The sequence below is a fragment of the Xanthomonas sp. SHU 199 genome (assembly GCF_000364665.1).
Lineage (GTDB): Bacteria > Pseudomonadota > Gammaproteobacteria > Xanthomonadales > Xanthomonadaceae > Xanthomonas_A > Xanthomonas_A sontii.
This window is the reverse complement of sequence record NZ_AQOI01000435.1, coordinates 1-796: the sequence shown is the minus strand read 5'-3', so window position 1 is coordinate 796 and position 796 is coordinate 1. Positions and strand designations below refer to the sequence as shown.

The following is a 796-nucleotide window of genomic DNA, read 5'->3' as shown; positions in this document are numbered from 1 at the left end:
GTATCCGCCGCCGACCCCGGCCGCGGCCTCCACGGCGTAGCCCAGCGCGCGCAGCCGCTCCACGTCGCGGCGCAGGCTACGCCGGTCCACACCGAGCCGCGCGGCCAGCTCGGCGCCGGACCACAGCCGGCGGGTCTGCAGCAAGGCGATCAGGCGCAACAGACGGGCGGCGGCCGATGGCATGGGTGCACGCTATTGCGGACAGAATCTGTCCGCAATGGGGTCTAGGGTGTCCGCACCGACCAGCCAGGAGCCGCCCATGACCAGCGACCGCCACATCACCCTGTTCCACAACCCGCATTCGCGCTCGCGCGGCGTGCTGATCCTGCTCGAAGAGTTGGGCGCCGACTACGCCATCGAGCGCATCGACTTCGACCGGCAGGCGCAACTGGCGCCGAACTACCTGGCGATCAACCCGATGGGCAAGGTGCCGGCGATCGTCCACGCCGGCGCGGTGGTGACCGAACAGGGCGCGATCTACCCCTACCTGGCCGACCTGTATCCCGAGGCCGGGCTGGCACCACCGATCGGCGACCCGCTGCGCGGCCCCTACCTGCGCTGGCTGGCGTTCTACGGCGCCTGCTTCGAGCCGGCCCTGGTCGACCGCGCGCTCAAGCGCGAGCCGCCACCGCGGGCGATGTCGCCGTATGCCGATTGCGACACCGTGCTGGCGGTGGTGGACGCGCAACTGGCGCGCGGCGATTACCTGCTCGGCGCGCGTTGCAGCGCCGCCGACGTGCTGTGGGGCAGCGCGCTGGGCTGGATGCTGCAGTTCGGCCTGCTCGACCCGCCGGCG

The 796-nt window shown here is 72.1% G+C and carries 2 protein-coding genes; one reads left to right on the top strand and one right to left on the bottom strand.

The window, feature by feature from the left end; translation table 11 throughout:
• On the bottom strand, positions 1 to 183 hold a 183-nt coding region (locus tag D183_RS0114055), incomplete at its 3' end, for an HTH domain-containing protein (RefSeq protein ID WP_026144473.1).
• Positions 184 to 259: 76 nt separating this feature from the next.
• On the opposite strand from D183_RS0114055, the gene D183_RS24835 reads away from it, so the two are divergent.
• Positions 260 to 796, top strand: a 537-nt coding sequence (locus tag D183_RS24835; RefSeq protein WP_039727735.1) for a glutathione S-transferase family protein, incomplete at its 3' end; no start/stop codon positions are given.